The organism is Rhizohabitans arisaemae, assembly GCF_025996515.1.
In the GTDB taxonomy this organism is placed as follows: Bacteria; Actinomycetota; Actinomycetes; order Streptosporangiales; family Streptosporangiaceae; genus Rhizohabitans; species Rhizohabitans arisaemae.
Genome location: NZ_BLRH01000014.1, coordinates 297,162 through 320,928, shown reverse-complemented (window position 1 = coordinate 320,928; position 23,767 = coordinate 297,162). Strand labels below are relative to the sequence as shown.

General features: G+C 70.9%; 17 protein-coding genes. 3 read left to right on the top strand and 14 right to left on the bottom strand.

Features of this window, described 5'->3' with window-relative positions; translation table 11 throughout:
- Positions 1-5: 5 nt before the first annotated feature.
- From RUR_RS08025 to dxr, 7 genes are all read right to left on the bottom strand, one after another.
- Entirely contained in the window at positions 6-1,331 is a 1,326-nt protein-coding gene (locus tag RUR_RS08025) for a serine hydrolase domain-containing protein (RefSeq protein WP_283134278.1), read from the bottom strand.
- Entirely contained in the window at positions 1,280-3,151 is a 1,872-nt protein-coding gene (locus RUR_RS08020; protein ID WP_283134277.1) for a S9 family peptidase, read from the bottom strand. Before RUR_RS08020 ends, RUR_RS08025 begins: the two co-directional genes overlap by 52 nt.
- A 110-nt stretch (positions 3,152-3,261) precedes the next feature.
- Positions 3,262-4,104: a GNAT family N-acetyltransferase gene (locus RUR_RS08015; RefSeq protein ID WP_283134276.1), complete on the bottom strand. Its 843-nt coding sequence runs from the start codon at positions 4,102-4,104 to the stop codon at positions 3,262-3,264.
- A 55-nt stretch (positions 4,105-4,159) separates the two neighbouring features.
- Positions 4,160-5,755 carry an alpha/beta hydrolase gene (locus RUR_RS08010; protein WP_283134275.1) on the bottom strand — a complete coding sequence of 532 codons (1,596 nt, stop codon included), beginning with the start codon at positions 5,753-5,755 and terminating at the stop codon, positions 4,160-4,162.
- Positions 5,756-5,846: 91 nt separating this feature from the next.
- Positions 5,847-7,013 carry a flavodoxin-dependent (E)-4-hydroxy-3-methylbut-2-enyl-diphosphate synthase gene (ispG, locus tag RUR_RS08005; RefSeq protein WP_283134274.1) on the bottom strand — a complete coding sequence of 389 codons (1,167 nt, stop codon included), beginning with the start codon at positions 7,011-7,013 and terminating at the stop codon, positions 5,847-5,849.
- The gene (locus tag RUR_RS08000) at positions 7,010-8,206 is read right to left on the bottom strand and encodes a M50 family metallopeptidase (protein ID WP_283134273.1); all 1,197 of its coding nucleotides are present in this window, start codon (positions 8,204-8,206) and stop codon (positions 7,010-7,012) included. The genes ispG and RUR_RS08000 overlap by 4 nt, the downstream gene beginning before the upstream one ends.
- 13 nt (positions 8,207-8,219) lie before the next feature.
- Entirely contained in the window at positions 8,220-9,401 is a 1,182-nt protein-coding gene (dxr, locus tag RUR_RS07995; protein WP_283134272.1) for a 1-deoxy-D-xylulose-5-phosphate reductoisomerase, read from the bottom strand.
- Between the two features lie 109 nt (positions 9,402-9,510).
- Between dxr and RUR_RS07990 the strand changes: the two genes are divergently transcribed.
- Positions 9,511-10,494, top strand: a complete 984-nt coding sequence (locus RUR_RS07990; RefSeq protein WP_283134271.1) for a trypsin-like serine peptidase — start codon at positions 9,511-9,513, stop codon at positions 10,492-10,494.
- 16 nt (positions 10,495-10,510) lie between these two features.
- On the opposite strand, the gene RUR_RS07985 is transcribed toward RUR_RS07990, so the two are convergent.
- The gene (locus RUR_RS07985) at positions 10,511-11,938 is read right to left on the bottom strand and encodes an aldehyde dehydrogenase family protein (RefSeq protein ID WP_283134270.1); all 1,428 of its coding nucleotides are present in this window, start codon (positions 11,936-11,938) and stop codon (positions 10,511-10,513) included.
- Positions 11,939-12,202: 264 nt separating this feature from the next.
- On the opposite strand from RUR_RS07985, the gene RUR_RS07980 reads away from it, so the two are divergent.
- Complete coding sequence (locus RUR_RS07980; protein ID WP_283134269.1) at positions 12,203-12,790, top strand: TetR/AcrR family transcriptional regulator; 588 nt, start codon at positions 12,203-12,205, stop codon at positions 12,788-12,790.
- A gap of 18 nt (positions 12,791-12,808) precedes the next feature.
- Here RUR_RS07980 and RUR_RS07975 read toward each other — a convergent pair whose 3' ends face one another.
- On the bottom strand, positions 12,809-14,254 hold the full coding sequence (locus RUR_RS07975; RefSeq protein ID WP_283134268.1) for a PucR family transcriptional regulator: 1,446 nt from the start codon (positions 14,252-14,254) through the stop codon (positions 12,809-12,811).
- A 116-nt stretch (positions 14,255-14,370) separates the two neighbouring features.
- Between RUR_RS07975 and gabT the strand changes: the two genes are divergently transcribed.
- The gene (gene gabT, locus RUR_RS07970) at positions 14,371-15,711 is read left to right on the top strand and encodes a 4-aminobutyrate--2-oxoglutarate transaminase (protein WP_283134267.1); all 1,341 of its coding nucleotides are present in this window, start codon (positions 14,371-14,373) and stop codon (positions 15,709-15,711) included.
- Between the two features lie 823 nt (positions 15,712-16,534).
- Here the strand turns inward: gabT and RUR_RS07960 are convergent.
- The 5 genes from RUR_RS07960 to RUR_RS07940 form a co-directional block, all read right to left on the bottom strand.
- Complete coding sequence (locus RUR_RS07960) at positions 16,535-17,746, bottom strand: extracellular solute-binding protein (RefSeq protein ID WP_283134265.1); 1,212 nt, start codon at positions 17,744-17,746, stop codon at positions 16,535-16,537.
- A 164-nt stretch (positions 17,747-17,910) separates the two neighbouring features.
- On the bottom strand, positions 17,911-18,756 hold the full coding sequence (locus tag RUR_RS07955) for a siderophore-interacting protein (protein WP_283134264.1): 846 nt from the start codon (positions 18,754-18,756) through the stop codon (positions 17,911-17,913).
- 590 nt (positions 18,757-19,346) lie between these two features.
- Entirely contained in the window at positions 19,347-20,858 is a 1,512-nt protein-coding gene (locus RUR_RS07950) for a CoA-acylating methylmalonate-semialdehyde dehydrogenase (protein WP_283134263.1), read from the bottom strand.
- Positions 20,855-22,177, bottom strand: coding sequence for an aspartate aminotransferase family protein (locus tag RUR_RS07945; protein WP_283134262.1), 1,323 nt, complete (start codon positions 22,175-22,177; stop codon positions 20,855-20,857). Before RUR_RS07945 ends, RUR_RS07950 begins: the two co-directional genes overlap by 4 nt.
- A gap of 85 nt (positions 22,178-22,262) precedes the next feature.
- The gene (locus tag RUR_RS07940) at positions 22,263-23,741 is read right to left on the bottom strand and encodes an MFS transporter (protein ID WP_283134261.1); all 1,479 of its coding nucleotides are present in this window, start codon (positions 23,739-23,741) and stop codon (positions 22,263-22,265) included.
- Between the last annotated feature and the right edge of the window lie 26 nt (positions 23,742-23,767).

Here is a 23,767-nt window from a genome sequence, read left to right as displayed (position 1 = left end):
TCCCCTCAGGCGACCTTGGGCGTGGCGCGCACGCCGAAGTGAACGTACGGACTTCCGTCCGGCAACTCGTAGAAGACGAAGGAGACCCACAGGGCGGTCATCTCCAGCTTTCCGACGAAGGTGGTGTCGTCCACCGGGATCAGGTCGCACTCCATCGGCGGCGAGAGGCCGGCCATCGCACCGGTGGCCTCCGTGTACATGTGCAGCACGCCGTCGCGGACCGTGAACTCCGTCCGGGTGCCCACCCGCTCGTAGAGTCCGGCGTAACGCTCGACGTCCACCGTGACCGGCTCCGCGGGAGGTCCGAGAACGGGTGGTACCGCCACTCCGGCCAGTTCCGCGAAGAGCTCGACGGCCACCGCGTGCTCACAGGCCGAGGTGTCGCCTCCGTTGAGGAGCAGGCAGGCCACGGTGCCGGTGTCCGGCAGCACCCACAGCATCGCCGCCTGGCCGATCGTGTTGCCACCGTGGGAGAAGACCCGGTGCCCGTCCCACTCGTCCAGGATCCAGCCGATCCCCCACTGCGGGCCCAGTGTGTACGGGTTGGGAATGGCCACCTGCGGCTCACGCATCGCCTCAGGCCGCCGAAGCAGCCCTTCGCCGAGGTGCGCCGCGCCGAACTTCACCACATCGGCGGCGGTGGCGCAGATCAGCCCGGCCGGTCCGAGCGGGCGGGGCAGCATCCACTGCGGAGCGGGCTTGCCGCCCATGTGCCCCATCGCCGCGCGGAACCGCAGCACGTCTTCGGGGAGCGTCCACGTGTGGGTCAGGCCGAGCGGCTCGATGATCTGCTCGCGGAGCGCGTCGTCCCAGCTCTTGCCGGTCAGCACCTCGATGACGCGCCCGGCGAGGACGAAGCCGGAGTTGCAGTACGAGTGGGTCGCACCGACCGGGTGGTTCTGCTGGAGGTCCGCGAACAGGTTGACGTACTTCTCCACACAGTCGTCTCCGCGCCCGGTGTCGACGAACAGGTCGCCGTCGATACCGGAGGTGTGCGCCAGCAGATGCCGTACGGTGACGGACTTGGTCGCCTCCGGGTCGGCCGTCTTGAACTCGGGCAGTACCTCGGCCACCGGGGTGTCCAGGGTCAGGCGGCCCTGCTCGATCAGGAGCATGAGCTGGGTGGCCGTCCAGACCTTGGTGATCGAGCCGATCTGGAAGATCGAGTCTGTGGTCGTCTCCACCCCGGTGTCCACGTTGAGCACGCCGGCGGCGAACTCGTGCATCCGCCCCTCGTGCAGAAACGCGAGCGTCGCACCCGGGATCTCGTATTGGGCGATCAGCTCGGCGAGCCGGGCATGCCAGCGCCCGGGATCCACTGCTCCAGCCACGTGATGATCCTTTCGTTGTAGTCCCGCCGGTGCGACGGGCGGCCGTTGACGATGAAGAGATGGGAGCCGCCGGGGTAGCGCACCAGGCGCACCGGGATCCGGCGTTCGCGCAGCGCCGCGAACCACTGCTCGGCCTGGCCGATCGGGCACCTGTCGTCGTCCTGCCCGTGCAGGATCAAGGTGGGGGTGACCACCTGGTCGACGAAGGTCATCGGCGACTGGGCGGGGAGGTCGGCCACGCACTCGTAGGCCTTGAGGAAGTAGCCCGCGTCGGAGGTCCCGGCCATGCTGATCAGGTCGGTGACCACTCCGCCGGGGATCGCCGCCGCGAACCGGTCCGTGATCGCGGTGAGCCGGCAGGTCATGTAGCCGCCGTAGCTGTAGCCGGTCACCGCCAGCCGCGCCGGGTCCGCCACGCCTTCCGCGACGAGCACGTCGACCGGGGTATGCAGGTCGTCGACGTCGGCGATCCCCCAGGCCCCGATCGCCCCGGTGAAGAACGCCTCGCCGTACCCGTCGCTCGCCCGCGGGTTGACCGTGAGCACCGTCCAGCCCGCCTCGGCGAGCAGCTGGTGGTAGAGGTGGACGCCGTCGAAGACGGGTGCCCAGGCGTTGTGCGGGCCGCCGTGCACGTCCAGCAGGAGCGGGGCCGGGCCGGGCTCCCGGTCGGGGTCTGCGAGGAGGAACGCCTCCACCGGGGTGCCGTCGGGGGCGGTGAAGACCCGGGTCGACGGGGTGAACAGCTCGACCCCGGGCAGCGCGTGGTCGGTGAGCGCGATCGTCTCGTCGAGGTCGGTGCGGAACACCTCCCCCGCGGAGTGCGGGCTCCCCGCGACGTAGGCGATCTTTCCCGCGGCGACGCTCACTCCGGCGACGACCCGGTCGCCTCCGACGATCTTCTCGCCGGGGGCGCGGTAGACGTGGGTGAACCCCCGATCCCGGGCGCAGAAGACGACGTCGTCGCCGAGAAGCTGCGGAACCCCGCCGGGATAGGCTGCGGACCCGACCATGACGTTGCGGTCCAGCTCCCCGGCGAGCTCGACCAGCTCGCCCCCGACCAGCTCGAAGAGGCGGGCATGGCCGGTGGGACCGCCGGAGTGCCCGGTCACCAGCAGGCGGTCGCCCCGCCACCAGGCACCGGTGCAGATCGTGTCCGGCCCGGTCAAGGCCTTGGGCTCCCCGCCGCCCGCCTCGACCGAGCAGACCACGCCGGAAGGCACCAGATCGCGGTCCTCGCCCAGGTCGGCGACGAACGCCAAGGCGGTCCCGTCCGGCGACCAGGTCGGGGCGCCCGCGAAGAAGTCGCCCGAGGTGACCTGGACGACCTCCCCGGTCGCCACGGTCACCACGTGGACGTGGACGGTGAGGCCGCGCAGCAGCCCCGACCCGTCGGCCTTGTGGCCGAGCCGGTCGTCGGCGACGGGGGCGTTCGGGTCCGGGTCGCCGCACGGCCCGCTGTAGGCGAGGGCCGTCCCGTCCGGCGACCAGACCGGCGCGCCCGCGCCCAGCGGGGCCTCGGTGAGCGCCCGCGGCTCCCCGCCGTCCATCGGCAGCAGCCAGATCTGCGGCGGCCCGCCGGCCGCGCGGAGGAATGCGAGGGTACGGCCGTCGGGGGACCAGCGCGGGGCGGAGTCGGACGGGCCGCCGGTCAGCCGCCGGGGCTTCGCGCCCGGTTCGGCGAGCCAGATCTGCGACCGGTTTTCGTCGCTCTCCGGGTCGGCCTGGGTGAGGGTGTAGGCGACGGCATCGCCGTCCGGACGCAGTTGGGGATCGCTGGGAATCCTAAGCCGATACAGGTCGTCTAGAGTGAGGCGAGCCATGCCTTGACCGTAGGCACGACGTGCCCCCGCTGCTTCAGCCGGTCGAACGAACGAGCACCGCCCGGTTTGTCCGATTGACCAACATGTGAGACATACCCACAGGCTGCGGCCTAAAAAAGCACCGAGGTGAACACATCCACTTCGTGGAAGCCGACTCGGGTGTAGGCGGCTCTGGCGGGGATGTTGTAGTCGTTGACGTAGAGGCTGACCACGGGGGCGATCTGGAGGGCCTCGTTCACCACGGCCGCCATGCCGGCCGAGGCGTAACCGCGGCCGCGGAGTTCGGGGTGGACCCAGACGCCCTGGATCTGGCAGGCGTGCGGGGTCACCGCGCCGATCTCCGCCTTGAAGACGACCCGGCCGCCCTCGATCCGCGCGTAGGAACGGCCCATCCGGATCAGCTCGGCGACCCTGGCCCGGTAGAGCGCACCGCCGTCACCGTGGTTGGGCGAGACGCCCACCTCCTCGGTGAACATCGCCACACAGGCCGGGAGCAGGGTGGAGAACTCCTCCTGCCGCACCCGCCGGACCAGCGGGTCGGCGGGGATCGCGGCGGGCGCCGACATGGCCATGACCGGCTGGACGGCGCGGATCGCCCGGGCCGGCCCCCAGTACGGCCGGAGCTGCTCCCACAGCAGCTGCACGGCCGAGCGCGACCCCACGATCGAGGAGCAGCGTCGACCCCTTTTGCGGGCCCGATCGGCGAAGAGGTGGATCGCGTCCGGCCTGGCGGCGACGGGGACCAGGTTGGCGCCGGAGTAGCAGAGCGCGGTGAGTCCGCCGCGGGAGCCGTACCCCCACATCTGACCGCCGAGCCGCAGGGGGCTGAGGCCCACCGCGCGGACCCGCGCGGAGACGAAGACGTTGGAGACCGGATCGGCGTCGAGGAGTTCGAGGACCTCGGCACGATCACTGTCGTCGAGTACGCGCAGCGCGGTTGTGCGCAACTTCACGCCCCAAGCCTACGCTCCCCTGCCCGCCGATCCGCCTCACTCGGCCGCCACGGGTTCACCCACCTCGGAGAGCCCGGATCAATCGCAGATGGGCGGAGTGTCCGGCCGCCATGCGCAAAGCGGCCGACGGATCGGGCCGCCCGGCGCATCGGGCGTCCGCGGCCGATCCGGCGCGCCGCGCCGGGAGGACGCCTTCGGTGAGGTAACGCGTCAGGTGCCGGTCGACGCAGGTGTTCCCGGCGAGGCCGACCCCGTGGTTGCCCCCGCCTTCGGCGACGAGGCGGGCGGTGGGGAACAGACGCCGAACCCGGAGCGCTCCGGGGTACGGCGTCGCGGCGTCCTGCTCGGCCTGGAGCAGCAGGACGGGCGGCAGGTCGCCGGTGCCGACGGCGGGGGGACGGCCGGACGGGACGGGCCAGAATGCACAGGGGGCGTTGTACCAGGTGTTCGCCCAGGTCAGGAAGGGTGCTCGGGCGTAGATGCGCCGACTGTCGGCCCGCCAGACACCCCAGTCGCGCGGCCAGGCGGCGTCCCGGCACTCCACGCTGGTGTAGACGGCGTAGCTGTTCTCCTCCTTGGCGCCGATCACGGCGTGTTCCCGCCGGGCGGCGAGCAGCTTCTCGGTCTCGCCGCGCAGCGCGTAGGCGGAGAACGCCGCGGCCAGCTTCGGCCAGACGGCGTCGGTGTATCCGGCGACGGTGTACACGTCGTCGAGCTCGCTCGGGCCGAGGACGCCCGCGGGTTTGGCGCGGAGCCGCCCCCGCATCGCGTACCAGGCGAACTCCACCTGCTTGGGGTCCTTCCCCAGCCGGTAGACGTCGTGGTGCTTGGCCACCCAGGAGAGGAACCGCTTGTGCCGCCGGTCGAAGGCCAGGTTCTGGGTGAGGTTGGTGTGGTACCAGACCCCCGCCGGATCGACCACGCTGTCCAGGACGAGCCTGAAGATCCGCCGGGGGTAGGCGGTCGCGTACGCGGCGCCCAGGTAGGTGCCGTAGGAATAGCCGAAGTAGCTGATCTTCTCCTCTCCCAGCGCCGCCCGGATCGCGTCCATGTCGTGCACCGTGGCCGCCGAGTCCAGGTACGGCAGCAGGCGGCCCGCCTTCTCCCCGCAGGCGGCGGCAAAGTCCCGCGCCCGCGCCACCAGGGCGGCCTCCTCGGCTGCGCCGCGCGGAACGTTGTCCGGCCGCGGGGCGGCGTAGTGACGCTCCGGATCCACACAGCTCAGCGCCGGTTTGCTCGCCCCCACCCCGCGAGGGTCGAAGCCGATCACGTCGAAGCGCGCGGCGACCTCGGCGGGGAGCGTCGCGGCGACGAACTTCGCCAGCTCCTGCCCCGACGCACCGGGTCCCCCGGGGTTCACCAGGAGCGCGCCCAAATGGGTGCCGTCCCGGCGCGCGGACCCCCGAACCCGGTTGACCGCGAGGGTGATCCGGGAGCCGCCCGGAGCCGCGTGGTCGAGGGGGACCTCCACCGTCCCGCACTCGACGGGGGCCTCGCCCCGCTCCCGCCGCTCCCCGGCCGGCTCCGCGCACGCGGTCCAGCCGATCCCCGAGGGCCGGGGAGGCTCCGCCCCGACCCGGTGGGGAAGGCCGACCGTCGCTCCGGCCGACAGCACCGCGGTTCCCAGCACTACTCCGATGACGCGTCTCATCCCGGCGATGCTTCCCGAGTGCGGTCAGACGCGCCGGGCGTTCACCGGGATGCTTACCAATGTGTAATCAACCGATTGCCCAAAGTGATCGTCAGAGTACGACGATCTCGGGACCGACCAGGTCGTCGTCGTCGAGGTTCACCTCGACACCCATCTCCTCGGCGAGCCGCAGGGCCTCCTCGATGAGGGTCTCCACGATCTGCGACTCCGGTACGGTCTTGATGACCCGGCCCTTGACGAAGATCTGCCCCTTGCCGTTGCCCGAGGCGACCCCGAGGTCGGCCTCCCGCGCCTCGCCCGGCCCGTTCACCACACAGCCCATGACGGCCACGCGCAGCGGCACCTTGAGCCCGTCGAGCCCGGCGTGCACCTGTTCGGCGAGGGTGTAGACGTCGACCTGGGCCCGGCCGCAGGAGGGGCAGGAGACGATCTCCAGACCGCGTTCACGCAGCCCGAGGGACTCCAGGATCTGGTTCCCGACCTTGACCTCCTCCACGGGGGGCGCGGAGAGCGAGACGCGGATCGTGTCGCCGATCCCCTCGGCCAGCAGCGCGCCGAACGCCACGGCCGACTTGATCGTCCCCTGGAACGCGGGGCCGGCCTCGGTCACCCCCAGGTGCAGCGGGTAGTCGCAGCGGGCGGCGAGCTGCCGGTACGCCTGAATCATCACCACCGGGTCATGGTGCTTGACCGAGATCTTGATGTCCCGGAACCCGTGCTCCTCGAAGAGGGAGCACTCCCACAGCGCCGACTCCACCAGCGCCTCCGGGGTCGCCTTGCCGTACTTCTCCAGCAGGCGGGGGTCGAGCGAGCCGGCGTTGACGCCGATCCTGATGGGGGTGCCGGCGGCCGCGGCGGCCCTGGCGATCTCCCCCACCTTGTCGTCGAACTTCTTGATGTTGCCGGGGTTGACGCGGACCGCGGCGCAGCCCGCGTCGATCGCGGCGAAGACGTATTTGGGCTGGAAGTGGATGTCGGCGATCACCGGGATCTGCGACTTCCTGGCGATGATCGGCAGCGCGTCCGCGTCGTCCTGCGAGGGGACCGCCACCCGGACGATCTGGCAGCCCGACGCGGTCAACTCGGCGATCTGCTGGAGTGTGGCGTTGACGTCGGAGGTGACCGTGGTGGTCATGGACTGCACGGAAACCGGGGCGTCACCGCCCACCGGCACGGAACCCACCATGATCTGCCGGGATTCACGCCGCTTCGCCACGGCCTTCGGCCGTACGGAGGGAATTCCAAGTGAGACGGTCATTGAAGCACCTTCAGTGGATTGACTATGTCAGCGGCGATCAGCAACAGGCCCAGCCCCAGCAGGAGCAGCAGGCCGGCGACGGTGATCGGGGTGAGTTTTGCGTAGTCGACCGGTCCCGGGTCCGGCCTCCCGCGGAGGCGGGCGGCACCGGCGCGTCCCCGCTCATAGGCGAGCACCGCCAGATGCCCTCCGTCGAGGGGAAGCAGCGGGAGGAGGTTGAACAGACCGAGGAAGACGTTGAGCGACGCGATGAGGAGCAGGATGGCCCGCACCCCGTCCTGCCATGTGCCACCCGCTTCGGCCAGTTCTCCGGAGAGCCTCCCCGCGCCGACGATGCTGGCCACTTCACCACCCGGCGTCGACGCCCGCTCCGGTGTGAACAGTTTAGGCAATGCCGAGGGCAGGTCGGCCACAACGCCCCCCATTCCCGATACCAGCTGACCGATGGCGCCAAGAGAGTAACCTCCCGCCTCGATCGGATTCATGCGATCCAGCCGACCCGGTATGACCCGCGGGCTCATCCCGAGGAAGGCGCCGTGCCCGGTAGGCGAGCGAACCAGCACCGCGTCGAGGACGACCGGGCTCCCGTCCCGCTCCACCGTGATCGGCGTCGGCCCCGGCGCGGCCCGGCGCAGGGCCGCCTCCAGCTGGGCCCAGTTCCCGACCGGACGGCCCGCGAAGGCGACGATCCGGTCTCCGCTCCGCAGCCCCGCCGCCCGTGCGGGCGAGACGGGGTCGCCCGGCCGGCACGGCTCGCCCGGGACGGTGGGCACGCACGCGGAGACCTTGGCGACGACGGTGACGACGTCGGCCGGGCCCCGGACGCCCAGCGTCGAGGCGAGCAGGACCAGGAGCACGAAGGCGAGCAGGACGTTGACCAGCGACCCCGCGGCGAGCACGATCGCCCGATGGACCGGCCTGGCCCGATGGAAGGCGCGCGGCTCGTCGGCCGGGTCGAGCGGCTCCAGCGGGGTCATCCCGAGGATCTTGACGTAGCCGCCGAGGAGGATCCACTTGAACCCGTACTCGGTCTCGCCCCGCCGGAAGGACCAGATCGTCGGCCCGAAACCGACGAAGAACTGCGTGGCCTTCATCCCGAACCGGCGGGCGAAGACCAGGTGACCGGCCTCGTGGAGCACCACCGACACGGTGATTCCGGCTATGAACGCGAAGACCCCCAGCCAGAATCCCATGCGGCCCCCACCCCTAGCCTCGCGTCAGCTCCCTGGCCCGGATACGTGCCCAGGAATCGGCCTGGAGCACTTCCTCCACCGAGGTCACCTCGGTCACGGTGTGTTCGGAGACCACCGCGGCCACCGTGTCCACGATGCCGGGGAACGGCAGCCGCCCGGCGAGGAACGCGGCCACGCACTCCTCGTTCGCCGCGTTGTACACCGCGGGAGCCGTACCCCCCGCGGTCCCGACCCGGCGGGCGAGCGCGACGGCGGGGAAGGCCGCGTCGTCGAGGGGCTCGAAGGTCCAGGTGTGCGCCCGGGTCCAGTCCACGGCCGGCGCCGCCTCGGGGACCCGGTCCGGCCAGCCGAGCGCGAGCGCGATCGGCAGCCGCATGTCGGGCGGGCTCGCCTGCGCCAGCGTCGAGCCGTCGACGAACTCCACCATCGAGTGGATCACCGACTGCGGGTGGACCACGACCTCGATCCGGTCGAACCCGATGTCGAAGAGGAGATGCGCCTCGATCACCTCCAGGCCCTTGTTGACCAAGGTCGCCGAGTTGACCGTGATGACCGGCCCCATGCTCCAGGTCGGATGGGCGAGCGCCTGCTCGGGCGTGACGGAGGCCAGGGCGTCCCGGGTCCGTCCCCGGAACGGCCCGCCGCTCGCCGTCACCACCAGCCGGCGCACCGCCTCCGGCCGGTACCCGGAGGGGCTCGCGCCCCACAGGCACTGGGCGAGCGCCGAATGCTCGGAGTCCACCGGGAGCAGCCGCCCCGGGCCGGCCAGCCGCTTCACCAGCGACCCGCCGGCGATCAGCGACTCCTTGTTCGCCAGCGCCAGCACCCGGCCGGCCCGCAGCGCGGCGACGGTCGAGGTCAGCCCGAGCGCGCCCGTGATCCCGTTGAGCACCACGTCGCCCGGCCAGGCCGCGGCCTCGGCCACCCCCTCCGGGCCGGCGAGCACCTTCACCGGATGCCCGGCCAGGGCCTCGCGCAGCGCCGGTACGGCGAAGGGGTCGGCCACCGCCACCGCCTCGACGCCGAACTCCACCGCCTGACGGGCGAGCAGATCGATCCGGGAGCCGCCGGCGGCCAGGCCCGCGACGCGGAAGCGGCCCGGGTTGCGCGCGATGACGTCGAGGGCCTGGGTCCCGATGGAGCCCGTGGAACCGAGAACGGTCACACAGCGCTGGGAGTCGTGGAAATCCTGCACCCCTCCATTGTGACCGCGCGTCCGGCCCTCCCGCACCCGCCGAACCCATCGACACCGATTGACGGAAAGTAGTCACGGAAACACAAAAAGTAGTCCAGAATTCGGTTACATGACGTCGAGTCTTCCCCTGCTCCTGACGGCCTCCCTGCTCGGCGGTGTCGTGAGCGCGCCGCTGCTCGGCGCCACCACCGCGGCGTACGGCCCCCCGGCCCCGGCGGGCTCGGCCGATCGGGGCGTGGCGGCCGGGGCCCCCGGAGACGTCGTCGAGCACGCGGCCCGCCGGGCCGACCCCGGCTACTGGACGCCCGAGCGGATGGCGCGGGCCCTCCCCGTCGACCTCCTGGACGGCGCCGTCGGCGCGCTGCTCCCCCGGTCCGCCGAGCCGCAGCGGGCGGCCGCCGCCCCGAGCGCGGTCGGCGGCTCCCGCTGGCTCGGCGACGGCCAGGTGGCCAGGACCACCGGCCGGGTCTTCCTCACCATGGACCGGACCGACTTCGTCTGCTCGGCGAGCACCGTGCGCAGCGCCAACCGGGACCTGGTGGTCACGGCGGGGCACTGCGTCAAGAACGGCACCGGCTCGTGGGCCGACAACTGGCTCTTCGTCCCCGGCTACAGCTCGGGCCGGGGGCCGTACGGCTCCTTCACCGCCCGCCGGATGTTCGTCGCGGCGCCGTGGTCCAAACGGGGCGACGACAGCTTCGACGTCGCCATGGTCGCGCTGAACACCTCCGACGGCAGGCACGTCGCCGACGTGGTCGGGGCGCAGCAGATCGCGTTCAACCCGGTCCGGGGCGGCCAGACCTACGGCTTCGGCTTCCCCGCCGACCCGCCGTACGGCGGGGACCACCTGGTCTACTGCAGCGGCCAGGTCCGCCCCGACCCGCACCGGCAGACCACCGATCAGGGCCTGCGCTGCGACATGACCGCCGGATCCAGCGGCGGTCCCTGGCTCAGCGCCTTCGACCCCGCCACCGGGGCCGGCACGATCACCTCGGTGAGCAGCTTCAAGTACAGCGACGACCTGGGCACGATGTACGGCCCCTATTTCGGCGAGGAGATCAGGGAGCTGTACGGCAGGGCGCAGCACTCCTGAGCGGGCCGCCCGGCGGTCAGAGGGAGAGGCCGGTGAGGACCATCACCTTCTCGTAGGTGAAGTCGTGCATGGCCGAGCGGACACCCTCCCGACCGACCCCCGACTCCTTGACCCCGCCGTACGGCATCTGGTCGGCACGGAACGAGGGGACGTCGCCGATGACGACGCCGCCCACCTCCAGCTCGGCGTTGGCGCGGAAGGCGATGTCCAGGGAGCGGGTGAACACCCCCGCCTGCAGGCCGTACCTGGACGCGTTGACCTGGCGGAACGCCTCGTCCACCCCGGAGACCGGGGACAGGACGAGCACCGGCCCGAAGACCTCTTCGGCGCAGACCTTGGCGGTCCGGGGCACGCCGGCGAGCACGGTCGGGGCGACGGTCGCGCCGTCCCGGGTGCCTCCGGCCAGGACGGTCGCCCCGTCGGCCACGGCCTCCTCGATCCAGGACTGGACCCGCTCGGCCGCTTCGACCGAGACGAGCGGCCCGACCTGGGTCGCGCCGTCGGCCGGGTCCCCGGTGACCAGCGCGGCGACGGCCCGCACCAGCTTCTCGGCGAAGGCGGGGTAGACGGCTTCGGAGACGAGGACCCGCTGGACCGAAATGCAGCTCTGCCCGGCCTGGTAGTTGGCGAACAGGGCGATCCGGCTCGCCGCCCAGTCCAGGTCGGCGTCGTCGAGGACGACCGCCGCGGCGTTTCCGCCGAGCTCCAGGGTGACGTGCTTACGCGGCACCCGATCCATGATCGCGTAACCGACCGGCCCGGAGCCGGTGAAGGAGACGATCGGGAGCCGGGGGTCGTCGACGAGGGCACCCGCCTCGGAGTTGTGCACCGGCAGCACCGAGAACATCCCCTCGGGCAGGCCGGTCTCGGCCAGGAGCTCCCCCAGCAGCAGGGCGGAGAGCGGCGTCGCCGGAGCCGGCTTCACGATCACGGGGGCGCCGACGGCGATCGCCGGCGCGACCTTGTGCGCCACCAGGTTGAGCGGGAAGTTGAACGGGGTGATGGCGAGGACCGGGCCGTGCGGACGGCGGGAGATGTAGGCGAGCCGCCCCTGGGCGGCGGGTTCGGTGTCGAGTCGCTGCACCTCGCCGCTGAACCGGCGGGTCTCCTCGGCGGCGAACCGGAACGTCGAGGCGGCCCGGGCGACCTCGCCGCGCGCCCAGAAGATCGGCTTGCCGTTCTCCGCGCTGATGATCTGGGCGATCTCCTCCGACCGCTCCTTCAGCCGTACGGCGACATGCGCGAGGGCGTCGGCCCGGACGTGGACGGGGAGCGCGGCCGCCGCGGCAGCCGTCGCGGCCGCCGCCGCCACGGCCTCCTCGACCTGGGCCGCGGTGGGTACGCTCGCCACGCCTGCCACGCGGCCGTCGTAGGGGTTGGTCACGGTCAGCTCGTCGGCTCCGACGGCGGGGCGACCGGCGAGCCAGAAGGGGCGCACGTCCATGCCCAGACGGTATCCCGCGGTCTAGGGAGAACCCTCACTCCATTTCGTACAAATCATGAACCTAAGGACCGCCGACCAGGACAAACAGGGGTGGGGATATCCCCCCCACACAGGCGACTTTTTCCTGTATACCGATGTTTTTTATGACCGAATGGTTTGCCAGCGGACACGGATGGCAAAGTCTCGAACGCGGATAGCCACACGACCCTGAACGGGAAGGGACACGCGTCGATGGTCTCTACGGCCGCCCACGACAGTGACGACGTGCGAATCGGGGATGAATCCGAAATTTTCCGTAGTGATCTGCTGGACATCGCCGGAAAACTCCTGGCGACCGCCGGACCCCACACCCTGTCCATCCGTCGCATCGCCACCGAGGCCGGCTGCTCCACCACCTACATCTACACGCTCTTCGGGACCAAGGAAGGTCTGGTCGAAGCGCTCTACCTGGAGGGATTCGACCGGTTCCGGCGGTATCTGGAAGCCGTGCCGCGCCGGAGCGACCCCGTCGACTACGTCATCGACATCGGCAACGGCTACCGGCGGGCGGCGCTCGCCAACCCGGACCACTACGGGCTCATGTTCGAGAAGACGATCCCCGGTTTCGTGCCGAGCGAGCGGGCGCGCACCATCGCCCGCGCCTCCCTCAACATCCTCGACCGCGCCGTCGCCGAGTGCGTGGCCGCGGGCCGCGGCGTCGGGCCGGCGAGCCCGCAGAAGATCGCGGACACGGTGTGGGCCGCCGCGCACGGGGCGATCAGCCTGGAGCGGGCCGGGCACCTCCAGGACGGCGACACCTACGAGACGGTGACGATGGCCGCGGTCTCCCACTTCCTCACCAAGACCCGCTGACCCACCGGCCCGCGTCCCTCATCCGCCGGAGACACCCAGCGCGATCCACAGTTCGGCGCGTACCGACGGATCGTCGATGTCCCTCCCGAGGAGCTCCGCCACCCTGCGCATGCGATAACGCATCGTATGGCGGTGAATGCCCAGTTGCTGAGCCGAAGAATCCCAGTGGCCGTTGTGCGCGAGATAGGCGCGGAGCGACTCCACCAGATCCGCCCGTGAGCCGTACCCTCGCAGCGGGGCGAGCGTCGAGGCGGCGAACCCCTCCACCACCGCGCGGTCGAGCATGCCGATCAACCCCTGTCCCGCGAGATCCTCAAAGCGCAGGTACGGCTTGCGCCCCCGCTCCGCCGAGGCGAGCGCCTGCAGCGCCTGCGCGTAGGACCGCGGAACCTCCTCCAGCTCACCCGAGGAGCCCGCGCCGACCGTGCCGCCCTTCACCTCGGCCGGCTCCTCCGAGGGAACGATCACGATCACCTTGCCGTCCTTCACGGCCGAGAACGCCTTCCGCTCGTCGAGCGCCTCCAGCAGGCCGTTCCGATCGCCCCCGCTGACCGCGATCGCCCGGACGGGGGGAATCGGCAGGCCGCCGATCTGATCCGCGACATCCCGCGCCAGGTCGGGCGAGCCTGCCAGCAGCAGCTCCACCAGCGCGGCCCGCAGGCGGCGCTCCGCCGACCGCTGCTCCCGCCCACGCTCCAAGGAGAGCGTCAACAACGAGGCCGCGGCGTTGACCACCGTCTGCGTCGCCGACGACATCGGGCGACCGACCCCGACGGCGAAAAAGCCCCGGACCCGGCGGCCCGCCCCGAGCGGCTGCATCACGACGTGCTCGCCCGGCGTCACGACCGAGACGCTCGCCGAGGGCGGGGTACGGAGCCGGTCGAGCTCCGCCCGCAGATACCCGACCCGCTCGGCGGCCCGGGCCGGGGCCGCGTGCCGCAGCTCCCCCGTCTCGTCGAGCAGCACCGCCCAGCCGCCGATCTCCCGGGCGAGCCGCTGGACGACGGCTCCGACCCCCTCGTCCTGCAGGGCGGCCCGGGTCAGCCGGCCCTGCGCGGCGAAGGCCTTGGTGATCTCCTCGTATTGCTCGGCCGCGAGCAGTTCGCTCACCGCCTTGCCGATCGCGATGAACGGGGTCGCCCGCCCCACCTCGACCAGCGGCAGGCCGCACCGTTCCGCCGCCCGGACCAAGGCGGCGGGCACCTCGTCGTGCCCGAGCCCGACCCCGAAGCCGAGCCCGGCGACGCCCCGGGCGACCAGGCGCTCCATGTACGGTTTCGCCCCGCGGGGACGCATGCGCATCCCGGTGGTCAGCACCAGTTCGCCGCCCTCAAGGAACGGGGTGGGGTCCTCCAGCTCGCTCACCGCGACCCAGCGCACCGCCCGGTCGAGCGACTCCCGGCCGGTCAGCACCTTCAGATTGAGCTGGGTCCGGTTGACGACGGTGAGCAGAGTGGGAGCCATGGCCCCTCCGGTGACGCTGCGGGATCGGATGGCTTATCCATACCGCATAAAGGACTCCTCTAGCTTAACCAGGGCGGCGAATCGGCTCTTTACCTCTCTCCGCGTAACGTCGAGGTATGACCACGCACAGCCGGCTCCCGCAGGAGCGCCACCTCGCCACCGAGATCCCCGGCCCGAGATCTCGTGAGTTGCTCGCCCGCAAGCAGGCCGCCGTGCCGGGCGGGATCGGGACGACGCTCCCCGTGTTCGTCACGCGGGCGGGCGGGGGGATCGTCCAGGACGCGGACGGCAACTCGCTGATCGACTTCGGCTCCGGCATCGCGGTGACCAGCGTCGGCAACGCGGCCCCCCGGGTGGTGGAGCGGGTCCGGCGGCAGGTGGAGGAGTTCACCCACACCTGTTTCATGGTCACGCCGTACGAGTCCTACGTCCAGGTGTGCGAGAAGCTCAACGAGCTCACGCCCGGCGACCACGAGAAGCGTTCGTTCCTGGTGAACAGCGGCGCGGAGGCCGTCGAGAACGCCGTCAAGATCGCCCGGCACGCCACCGGCCGCCAGGCCGTCGTCGTCTTCGACCACGGGTACCACGGCCGGACCCTGCTGACCATGACGCTCACCGCGAAGAACCTGCCCTACAAGCACAGGTTCGGGCCGTTCGCCCCTGAGGTGTACCGGATGCCGATGGCCTACCCGTACCGCTGGCCCACCGGGCCGGAGCGGTGCGCCGAGGAGGCCGCGGCGCAGACCATTGACGCCATCGAGAAGCAGATCGGCGCGGAGAACGTCGCCGCCGTGGTGATCGAGCCGATCCAGGGCGAGGGCGGTTTCATCGAACCGGCCCGCGGGTTCCTCCCCAGGATCCTGGAGTTCTGCCGCGCCAACGGGATCGTCTTCATCGCCGACGAGGTGCAGACCGGCTTCGCCCGTACCGGGAAGATGTTCGCCTGCGAGGACGAGGGGATCGTCCCCGACCTGGTCTGCACGGCCAAGGGCATCGCCGGCGGGCTGCCGCTCGCGGCCGTCACCGGCCGGGCCGAGCTCATGGACGCGGTGCACGTCGGCGGGCTCGGCGGCACCTACGGCGGCAACCCGCTCGCCTGCGAGGCCGCCCTGGGCGTCCTGGAGACGATCGAGGCCGAGCGCCTGGTGGAGCGCGCCGAGCACATCGGCTCCGTCATGCTCCCCCGGCTCCGCGCGCTCGCCGAACGCCACGACGTCATCGGCGACGTCCGCGGCCGGGGCGCGATGATCGCGATCGAGCTGGTCGAGCCGGGGACCAAGAAGCCGAACCCCGCGGTGACGGCCGAGGTCGTCCGGCGCTGCCACGCGCAGGGTCTGGTGGTGCTCACGGCCGGGACCTACGGCAACGTGCTCCGGTTCCTGCCGCCGCTGGTCATCCCCGACCACCTTCTGGAGGAGGGCCTCGGCATTCTGGAGAAGGCCTTCTCCGAGATTTGATCGCTGCGATGGAGGATGACCGGCTCGCGAACGCGGCCGGTCATCCTTGATGTTCGCCGTGGAAATCCCGGCTTTGTCGGACGGATGAGTGTTTGCTGTGGAATGACATGTGAATTGGCCGCGGTTAACGGTGCCAGATATGTCAGCGTGAGCGGGGTTTGCACTACACGGCTTTGCTACTCAAGCCGGATTTGGATGTCGTTTGGTTTTGCCATAGGCCATTACGGAACGCAACTGATCTATAACAGATTCGGCGGATGAGCTTTCCACAAGGAGGGTGATGGCTCTGGACCCGGCCGGATCGACACGGTGCATGCTGACATTCGATCCCGACGGCCTGACAAGTGCACAGCGTGACGGAGAAGCGTGTGTCGTCTGCCTGAAACGATGGCCCCGACCCCGCGTCCGAGTGGGCCAGCTACGCGACAACCATCCGGTCTACGCCTGCGGGGAGTGCGCGGACCTGCTGGAACCCAGCTCGATACCGCGCCCTCGACGGTCTCGCGCGGCGCTTCCCTGACGATCGGCGACGCCACGGGGGCCGGTCGCCCGGAGTCCGCCACCGGGGTTCGCCCGCAGTGCTCCGGCCTTCAGGCCGGAGGTGAAGCGGACTCTCCCGCGTGGCGGAACGGGGAGGGGCCGATTCGCCCCCGGGGGCGGATCGGCGTTCGGCAGAGTGACCGCGTCAGGGACCGCCGGGCGCTCGAAAGCCTGCGGAGACCTGCTAGGACCACCTCGGTGGCACGGGTCGGTGAAACAGGAAGCCGCAGAAGTGCCGCACCTGCGGCACAGGCTGAATCCCCGGCCTTCACCAGGGAGCACGTCACTTCGCGATCTCCAGCCATCGGGTGGCCCACGTGGCATACGTGGTGCACCCCTGCCCCGTGCCACCGCAATCCGCGGTGGGACGCCGGGCGAACTCCACAGAACGGATGTCCGGACAGAGTTCGCCGCCGAGCCCCTCGCAGGCGTCCCTGTTCGCCGGCGCGGTCCCGGTCCACGCCGCCGCACGCCGCTGCACCTCCGGTGAGGCCGTCCAGCTCAGCCACTTGTACGCGCAGGTCCGACGGGACGTGTGCGCCGCCACCATCCAGGAGTCGACCCATCCGGTCGCAGGCGGCTTCCGCGCCGTCTTCACCGGCTGCCCCGCCCTCGCCAGCAGCTGCGCGTGATACGGCGCCATCTGGCCCACCCTGACCTCGCCGCCCACGAACGCCTCCACGACCTCGACCGCGCGACGCCAGTACAACCGGACCGCCTCCCGCTGCCGCGCCAGCGTGTCCACCGCCGCCTCCAGCTGCGCCGGAGTCAACTGAAACGGATCGGAGATCCGCAGGTCGGGCCGCCGGTCCCGCAGATAGAGGGCCGCGTCCGCGATCGTCAGCGGATGATCCCGCATCACCACGCCACCGTCCGCCGTGAACAGTCCACGGGCGTCTTCAGGCGCGGACTTCACCGCCGATGTATGGTAAGCGATCCGGTTCACCGACCAGACGAATGGGACCCCGTACCCTTTTATCCCAGGTAAATTGCGAAGCCGAGGAATAGTCGCGTCGTATCCGTCTATCAATGCGAAATTCAGCGGTTCAACTCGACGCGCCGCAATCAACTCATCCGCCAGCTCGGGCGGAACCAATGCGACATCGTAGTCATACGCCTCGGGATCGAAGCGGGCGCCCATCTCCTCGACCGACTCGACCTCACGGATGCCGACCTTGCACTCGGTCTCCCGCTCGAACTCCGTGACCCAGTCGACCCTGGGGTCGTTTCCCCCGCGCTCCGCGTAACCCGGGAACGTCACGATGTTCAGCGTCGACTCCGGCGGACCCAGCGCTGCGGGCGGGGTCGGGGTCGTCGTCGGCGTCGGTTTCGGAGCGACCGGAGGACCGGGGGTGCCGTCCCCCGGCCCGGCCACAAAGACCGTTCCCCGTGCGGCGGACGCCTCCGCCGGACCCACCCCACAGCCCGAGACCGCGAGGCAGACGACCAGCCCCGCGATCGCGGCAGGCGTACGGCTTCCCCTCACCACGCTCACGCCCTTCCGCCTCTCCCGTCGCCGACTCAACCGAGACTAACGGCAAGAGGGGCCGCCGCCGTCCGTGTCACGCCGGACGTGGCATCACCGGGGGCGCCCCCGGAACCGGCGGGAGGCGGTCTTCGCCCGGACCGCGGACATGCTCGCCGGTCGGCGGGACACGCTCAGAGCCGGGCCTGGCCCACCTTCCAGTAGCCGGAGAACATGATGCGGCGGCGGTCCACCCCGCGCTCCTTCACCAGGTGGCGCCGGACCCCGCTCGCCAGGCCCGCCTCCCCGCACACCCAGGCGTAGCCGAGATCGGCCATCGGTTCCCCGGCCAATTCGGGCAGGGCGAGCGTGCCCGCGGGCGCCTCGCCCCGATACAGGTACCGCGGTTCCACGGCGGCGGTCACCGGCAGGCGGTAGCTCTCGCCGGGTACCTCCACCAGGGCCGTGATCCCCTCCGCCGGCGCGGGGAGGCTCTCCAGGATCGCCGAGAGCGCGGGCATCCCGGTCTCGTCCGCGACCAGGAGCTGCCGTTCCCCGGGAGCGGCCCGCCGATAGGAGGAGCCGCCGGCCCGGAACCCGGCGACCCACCCCGGCTCCGCCGCCCCGGCCCAGCGCGAGCCGGGCCCGGCGTCCCCGTGCAGGATGAAGTCGACGTCGATCTCCCCCGCCTCGGGGCGGTGGGCGCGTACCGTGTACCAGCGCAGATCGGGCCGCCGATCCGCGGGCATCTTCTGGATGGCCTGGCGTACGTTGAGCCGCTCGGGCGGCATGACCGGCTCGGCCTCGCCGGGGGGCGGCATGATCAGGCCGAAGTACTCGTCCGGCCCGGTCACCGTGTAGGCCGTGAACTCCTCGGCGGCGAAGGTGATCCGCCTGATGTGCGGCCCGGCCCATTCGGCGCGGACGACCGTCATGCGGAACTGCTCGTGGTGCTCCCGTGGGGCCGGCATCGCCATCATCAGGGACGCCACCTTGCCGACCACCTTGAGCTGAAGCCGGTCGAGCGCCGAATAGGCCATGAGACGCCTCCAAGGTCAAGTTAGGCAAGGCAAACCTAACATTCATGGAAGGAATCTCCTAGTTCATCGGTGGATGGGAAAGACATTCCCGTTCATCCGGTACGGCCGTCGGCGCCCCGGGGGCGCATCCGGCCGCCAGGTACTCGGCACCCGGTGGGAACACGGCGGTCCAGGCCAGGCCGACTTGGTGCTCTCGCGTCGCGGACGGCCTTGAACACCGAGTCGGGGTTGATCGACCATCGAGCCGCCTTCCTGACGCTCGGAACCGGCTGCTTTCCCGGAGCAGGCCGACCTGCAGCGCGAACAGCGACTGCCGGACGGCACCGGACCCGAAATCCCCTTCGGCGAGCCGGAGCTCGATCAACACCCTCCTCGTTGCCCTGCTTCAGGGGACTATCGGGCCAGAGGCGTTAAACGACCATAAGGACGAGGGCGTACCCGGCGCCTGAAGCGCCGTCGCCCGTCGCCTCGACGAGGCGACGCTCAGGGGACAAACGATGTACACATCGCGGATGTACGGCCTGCGGGCTTCCGCCGCCGCAGGCCGTACCGGGCGCGGACCCACCGTGTGGCCCGCACCCGGGACCCGATCAGCCGTTGACGGGGAAGCCGAGGTTGACGCCGCCGTGGGAGGGGTCCGGCCAGCGCGAGGTGACGACCTTGCCCCGGGTGTAGAAGTGCACGCCCTCGGTGCCGTGCACGTGCGTGTCGCCGAAGAGGGACGCCTTCCAGCCGCCGAACGAGTAGAAGGCCATCGGCACCGGGATCGGGACGTTGATGCCGATCATGCCGACCTCGACCTCGTTCTGGAAACGCCGCGCCGCGCCGCCGTCGTTGGTGAACACGGCGGTCCCGTTGCCGTACTCGCACTCGTTGATGATGCGCAGTCCCTCCTCGTAGGAGGAGACCCGCACGATCGACAGAACCGGGCCGAAGATCTCATCGGTGTGGACGGCCGAGCCGGGCTTCACCCGGTCGACGACGGTCGGGCCCAGCCAGAAGCCGGGCGTTCGCGCGGCGGTGCTCCCCCCGGCGATCGGGGTGTCCCGCCCGTCGACCACCACCGTCGCGCCCTCGTCGGCGGCGAGGTCGAGGTAGGAGGCGACCTTGTCCCGGTGGGCGGCGGTGACCAGCGGGCCCATCTCCGCGGCGGGATCGTCCCCGGGGCCCACGGTGAGCCGGGAGACCCTGGAAACGATCTTCTCGACCAGCTCGTCGCCGACCGGGTCGACCGCGAGCACCACGGAGATCGCCATACAGCGCTCCCCCGCGGAGCCGAACCCGGCGGACACCGCCGAGTCGGCCACCAGGTCCAGGTCGGCGTCGGGGAGCACCAGCATGTGGTTCTTCGCCCCGCCCAGCGCCTGCACCCGCTTGCCGTGCGCGGTCCCGGTCTCGTAGACGTAGCGCGCGATGGGCGTCGAACCGACGAAGCTCACCGCACGCACATCCGGATGGGACAGCAGGCGGTCCACCGCGACCTTGTCGCCCTGGACCACGTTGAACACCCCGCCCGGCAGACCCGCCCGCCGCCAGAGCTCGGCCATGAGCAGCGACGCCGACGGATCCTTCTCCGACGGCTTCAGGACGAAGGTGTTCCCGCAGGCGATCGCCACCGGGAACATCCACATCGGCACCATGGCCGGGAAGTTGAACGGGGTGATCCCGGCCACCACCCCGAGCGGCTGGCGGATGCTGTAGGAGTCCACCCGGGTCGAGACGTTCTCCGAGAAGCCGCCCTTCAGCAGCTGGGGGATGCCGCAGGCGAACTCCACGACCTCCAGCCCCCGGGCCACCTCGCCGAGGGCGTCGGAGCGGACCTTGCCGTGTTCGGCGCCGATCAGCTCGGCGAGTTCGCCCTGGTGGGTGTGGACCAGCTCACGGAACGCGAACAGCGTCTGGGCCCGCTTCACCAGGGAGGTGTCCCGCCAGGCGGGGAATGCGGCGAGCGCCGCCGCGACGGCGGCGTCGACCTCGGTCTCGGTCGCCAGGTCCACCCGGCCCCGGACTTCGCCGACGGCGGGGTCGAAGACGTCGCCCCGCCTGCCCTCGGCCGTGTTGCCGACCGGGGCGCCGCCGATCCAATGCGTGATGTGCTTCATGCCGACGCCTCCGCGTTGACGAGTTCCAGCGCGGCGACCAGGATGCCCAGACCCTCGGCGGCCTCGTCGAGGGTGAGGGTGAGCGGCGGGGCCATCCGCAACGTGTTGCCGTACAGGCCGCCCTTGCCGGCGAGCAGCCCGGCCCGCCTGGTCTCCTCCATGAGCCGGGTGGCGAGGGCGGGAGAGGGGGCGCCGGTGGCGGGGTCGGCGATCTCCACGGCGAACATCAGCCCCTTGCCCCGGACGTCCTTCACGATCGGCAGGCGCGGGGCGGCCTCGCGCAGCCCCTCGATGATCAAAGTGCCGGTCTTGAGGGCGTTGGCCTGGAGGTCGTGGTCGAGGACGTAGTCCAGCGTCGCGTTGGCCGCGGCCATGGAGATCGGGTTTCCGCCGAAGGTCGCCAGGCCGATCGCGTGCGGCGCGTCCAGCAGGTCGCCGCGGGCGACGACGCCGCCCACCGCGAAGCCGTTGCCCAGCCCCTTGGCGAAGGTCATCATGTCGGGGACGACCCCGTGGTTCTGAATGCCGAAGAACGCCGAACCGGTCCGGCCCCACCCGGTCTGCACCTCGTCGGAGATGAACAGGATCCCCTCCTCGGCGAGGACCTCGCGGTAGGCGGCGAAGAGTCCGTCGGGGGGCGTGGTGAACCCGCCGACGCCCTGAATGGGCTCGGCGATCAAGGCTGCCACGTCGCCCCCCACCGCGGTGGCGAGCACGTGTCTCAAGTCCGCCGTGCACGCCTCGATGTAGTCGGCGTCGCCCATCCCCCGGAACTGCGGCAGGTGCCGGTCCGCGCCGTGCAGGAAGTGCACGTTGAGCGGGGAGTAGGAGTTGTTCTTCCAGGACCGGTTGCTCGTGACGCCGATCGCGCCGAAGGAGCGGCCGTGGTAGCTCTGCCGCATCGCCAGCACCTGGTCGGTCTTGCGGGCGTAGGTGGCGAGCAGCAGCGCGGTCTCGTTCGCCTCGGTGCCGGAGTTGGTGAAGAACACCTTCGCGTCGGGGATGCCGGAGAGCCTCGCGATCTTCTCGGCCAGGGTCACCTGACCGCGCAGCAGATAGACGGTGGAGGTGTGCACCACACCGGTGGCGAGCTGACGCTCGACGGCCTCCCGTACCTCGGCCACGTCGTAGCCGATCATGTTGGTGAGGATTCCCGCGAAGAAGTCGAGGTAGCTCTTGCCGGTGGCGTCGACGACCCGATTGCCGCGGCCGGAGACGATCTCGATGGGCTCGTCATAGTAGAGGGCGACCCAGTTCGGGATCACTGCGCGATGGCGGGCGAGCAGGTCGGGGGTCTCGGGGGAGGGCTCTGTCGGCATGCCTTGAGTATCACTTGTCCAGGTGCATGCTCATACCAAGCACAGTGTCAGTATTTCTCGGAATGGCTTCACAGTTTGTCAGGGGTCAGACCCCTACCTTCTCGGGCTCCTGCGAGTCGGCCTGTGCATTCGGCTTACCTGCTCTGACCAGTGCGAACGCCACCACGGCAGCTCCCAGGGCGGCGACGGCCCCGACGATCGAGCCGATCGTCATGGCCGAGGTGAAGGCGTCCTTGGCCGTCTCGGCGAGGCCGGGATCCCCGATCGCGAGCGCCGCCCCGATCGAGTCGAGCGCCTGGGCGGGCGTCCCGGCCGGCATCTCGGCGCGGTAGGCGGCGGCGAGCACGCTCCCCAGCACCGCGACACTGATCGCGTACCCGACCTGCTGCACGGTGTCGTTCACCGCGGAGCCCACCCCCGCGTGCTCCCGCGGAACGGCGCCCATCATCGTGCCGTAGGCGGCCGGGGTGGCGACACCGGCGCCCATCCCCATGACGATCAGCGCGGCCACCAGGATCGGGTAGCCGTCGACCGAGGTCAGCACCCCGAACCCGGCCGCCATCAGGACGAACCCGACGACGATCGTGAAGCGGCTGCCGATCCGCCGGTCCAGCACGACCCCCACACCGTTGAAGATCGGCGCGGTCACGGCCATGGGGGCCAGGGCGAAACCGGCCTGCATGGCGCCGTAACCCAGCACGAACTGCAGATACTGCGTAAGCACCAGGGTCAGCCCGCCGCTGCCGAAGGAGAGCAGCACGATCGACAGGCTCGCGCCGCTGAAGTCACGGTCGCGAAAGAGCGCGAGCGGCAGCATCGGTTCGCTGCGGCGCAGCTCCCAGAGCGTGAAAGCGGTCAGCCCCACCAGGGCCACCCCGAAGGCCGTGAGCGTCCGGTAGTCCGTCCAGCCGTGCTGCGGCAGGGAGATGACCGCCCACACCAGGGCCGACATCCCCACCATGGACAGCAGCGCGCCGATCGGGTCCAGGCGCCGCCGCCCGCCCGTGGACTCCGGCATGATCACGAGCGCGGCGATCAAGGCGACCACCGCCACCGGGATGTTGAGCAGGAAGACCGATCCCCACCAGAAATGCTCGATCAGCAGCCCGCCCAAGGCCGGACCGGCGATCACGGCGACCATGGCGACGGCGCTCCAGATCGCGATCGCCTTCTTGCGGTCCCGGTCGTCGAAGACCGTGACGAGGATGGAGAGGGTGCTCGGCATCAGGATCGCGCCCCCGACGCCCATGAAGGCGCGGGCCGCGATCAGCTGTTCCGGGGTCCGGGCCAGCGCCGCCACCGCGGAGGCCACGCCGAAGAGCACGAGGCCGACGACGAGCGCCCGCCGCCGGCCGTACCGGTCGGACAGGCTCCCGGCGGTGAGCAGGAGCCCGGCGAAGACGAGCACGTAGGAGTCGATGATCCACTGAATGTCGGCGTTGGTGGCGCCGAGGTCCCTGATCAGGGATGGGATCGCGACGTTGAGCACCGAGTTGTCGACGACGACGACCATCAGGCTGAGACATAGGACCACGAGGATCCACCAGCGGCGGGGGTGATTCACGGGGGGTGCCCTCTCTCGTGCGGCTC

Coding starts and splice junctions, on each gene's coding strand:
- RUR_RS08020 (WP_283134277.1), bottom strand. CDS start 3,151: ATGGCTCGCCTCACTCTAGACGACCTGTATCGGCTTAGGATTCCCAGC.
- RUR_RS08010 (WP_283134275.1), bottom strand. CDS start 5,755: ATGAGACGCGTCATCGGAGTAGTGCTGGGAACCGCGGTGCTGTCGGCC.
- ispG (WP_283134274.1), bottom strand. CDS start 7,013: ATGACCGTCTCACTTGGAATTCCCTCCGTACGGCCGAAGGCCGTGGCG.
- RUR_RS08000 (WP_283134273.1), bottom strand. CDS start 8,206: ATGGGATTCTGGCTGGGGGTCTTCGCGTTCATAGCCGGAATCACCGTG.
- RUR_RS07990 (WP_283134271.1), top strand. CDS start 9,511: ATGACGTCGAGTCTTCCCCTGCTCCTGACGGCCTCCCTGCTCGGCGGT.
- RUR_RS07985 (WP_283134270.1), bottom strand. CDS start 11,938: ATGGACGTGCGCCCCTTCTGGCTCGCCGGTCGCCCCGCCGTCGGAGCC.
- RUR_RS07975 (WP_283134268.1), bottom strand. CDS start 14,254: ATGGCTCCCACTCTGCTCACCGTCGTCAACCGGACCCAGCTCAATCTG.
- gabT (WP_283134267.1), top strand. CDS start 14,371: ATGACCACGCACAGCCGGCTCCCGCAGGAGCGCCACCTCGCCACCGAG.
- RUR_RS07955 (WP_283134264.1), bottom strand. CDS start 18,756: ATGGCCTATTCGGCGCTCGACCGGCTTCAGCTCAAGGTGGTCGGCAAG.
- RUR_RS07950 (WP_283134263.1), bottom strand. CDS start 20,858: ATGAAGCACATCACGCATTGGATCGGCGGCGCCCCGGTCGGCAACACG.
- RUR_RS07945 (WP_283134262.1), bottom strand. CDS start 22,177: ATGCCGACAGAGCCCTCCCCCGAGACCCCCGACCTGCTCGCCCGCCAT.